This window comes from Parasphingomonas zepuensis (assembly GCF_036663735.1).
Taxonomy (GTDB): domain Bacteria; phylum Pseudomonadota; class Alphaproteobacteria; order Sphingomonadales; family Sphingomonadaceae; genus Sphingomonas.
This window is the reverse complement of record NZ_JAXOJO010000013.1, coordinates 1-2500: the sequence shown is the minus strand read 5'-3', so window position 1 is coordinate 2500 and position 2500 is coordinate 1. Positions and strand designations below refer to the sequence as shown.

Annotated in this window: 1 rRNA gene (cut by a window edge); it reads left to right on the top strand. The window is 53.2% G+C overall.

The features are described 5' to 3' along the window. A 23S ribosomal RNA gene (locus U1769_RS24715) occupies positions 1-2325 on the top strand; it begins 474 nt to the left of the window's first position. The last annotated feature ends 175 nt before the right edge of the window (positions 2326-2500 follow it).

Below are 2500 nucleotides of genomic sequence, written 5' to 3'. Positions count from 1 at the left end.
GCGACCGATAGTGAACTAGTACCGTGAGGGAAAGGTGAAAAGCACCCCGATGAGGGGAGTGAAACAGTACCTGAAACGGATTGCCTACAAGCAGTAGGAGGGCTCATGTGGCCTGACTGCGTACCTTTTGTATAATGGGTCTGTGACTTAATGTATCAAGCAAGCTTAAGCCGTTAGGTGTAGGCGCAGCGAAAGCGAGTCTGAATAGGGCGACTAAGTTTGATGTATTAGACCCGAAACCCGGCGATCTAGGCATGGCCAGGATGAAGGTGCGGTAACACGCACTGGAGGTCCGAACCGATTAACGTTGAAAAGTTATCGGATGAGCTGTGTTTAGGGGTGAAAGGCCAATCAAGCCGGGAAATAGCTGGTTCTCCGCGAAAACTATTTAGGTAGTGCCTCGGACGAATACCGCAGGGGGTAGAGCACTGGATGGGCTAGGGGGTCGCGAGATCTACCAAACCTAACCAAACTCCGAATACCTGCGAGTAATATCCGGGAGACAGACGGCGGGTGCTAAGGTCCGTCGTCAAAAGGGAAACAGCCCTGACCTACAGCTAAGGTCCCCAAGTCGTGTCTAAGTGGGAAAGCATGTGAAACTTCCAAAACAACCAGGAGGTTGGCTTAGAAGCAGCCATCCTTTAAAGAAAGCGTAACAGCTCACTGGTCTAAACAAGAGGTTTTGCGGCGAAGATGTAACGGGGCTCAAGACACGCACCGAAGCTTAGGGTTCACGCGTTAAGCGTGAGCGGTAGCGGAGCGTTCCGTAAGCCTGTGAAGGGGCCTGGTAATGGGCCTTGGAGGTATCGGAAGTGCGAATGCAGACATGAGTAGCGATAAAGAGGGTGAGATGCCCTCTCGCCGAAAGACCAAGGGTTCCTGCGCAAGGCTAATCCGCGCAGGGTGAGTCGGCCCCTAAGACGAGCCCGAAGGGGGTAGTCGATGGGAACACGGTTAATATTCCGTGACCTGGTGGTGTGTGACGGATCTCGTGTGTTGTTCATCCTTATTGGATTGGATGGGCTTCGAAGAGGTTCCAGGAAATAGCCCCACCGTATAGACCGTACCCGAAACCGACACAGGTGGTCAGGTAGAGTATACCAAGGCGCTTGAGAGAAGTGTCCTGAAGGAACTCGGCAAATTGCCTCCGTACCTTCGGAAGAAGGAGGCCCTCACTATGCGCAAGCACTTTGAGGGGGCACAGGCCAGGGGGTAGCGACTGTTTAGCAAAAACACAGGGCTCTGCTAAGTCGGCTTCAAGACGACGTATAGGGCCTGACGCCTGCCCGGTGCCTGAAGGTTAAGTGGAGTGGTGCAAGCTGCGAAATGAAGCCCAGGTAAACGGCGGCCGTAACTATAACGGTCCTAAGGTAGCGAAATTCCTTGTCGGGTAAGTTCCGACCTGCACGAATGGCGTAACGACTTCCCCACTGTCTCCAGGACATGCTCAGCGAAATTGAATTCTCCGTGAAGATGCGGAGTACCCGCGGTTAGACGGAAAGACCCCGTGCACCTTTACTGCAGCTTCAGAGTGGCATTAGGAAAGAACTGTGTAGCATAGGTGGGAGGCTTTGAAGCGTTGGCGCCAGCTGACGTGGAGCCATAGGTGAAATACCACCCTGTTGTTTTCTGATGTCTAACCTCGATCCATGAAACTGGATCAGGGACCCTCTGTGGCGGGTAGTTTGACTGGGGCGGTCGCCTCCTAAAGAGTAACGGAGGCGCGCGAAGGTTGGCTCAGGACGGTTGGAAACCGTCTGTTAGAGTGCAATGGCATAAGCCAGCCTGACTGCGAGACTGACAAGTCGAGCAGAGACGAAAGTCGGTCATAGTGATCCGGTGGTCCCTCGTGGAAGGGCCATCGCTCAACGGATAAAAGGTACGCCGGGGATAACAGGCTGATAACCCCCAAGAGCTCATATCGACGGGGTTGTTTGGCACCTCGATGTCGGCTCATCACATCCTGGGGCTGGAGCAGGTCCCAAGGGTTTGGCTGTTCGCCAATTAAAGTGGTACGTGAGCTGGGTTCAGAACGTCGCGAGACAGTTTGGTCCCTATCTGCCGTGGGCGTCGAAATTTGAGAGGAGTTGACCCTAGTACGAGAGGACCGGGTTGAACATACCTCTGGTGTACCTGTCGTTTCGCCAGAAGCGCAGCAGGGTAGCTATGTATGGACGGGATAACCGCTGAAAGCATCTAAGCGGGAAGCCTCCCTCGAGATAAGATTTCATAGAGCCGTCGGAGACCACGACGTTGATAGATCGGATGTAGAAGTGCGGTAACGCATGGAGCTAACCGATACTAATTGCTCTATTTGCGCTTGAGAGTCCCACCATCAACGACAATCCTGGGTCATACCAGCACTGTCCGCGATAGTCGGATGATTGAACAGCAACGCCTAGTAAACACCTACACCTGAATTCAGGTAAAGCGTGCATCGATTTTAAGGGAACCCATCAAAGTATTACTTTGAGGGGACCCGTCAGAACCGTTTTTCGCA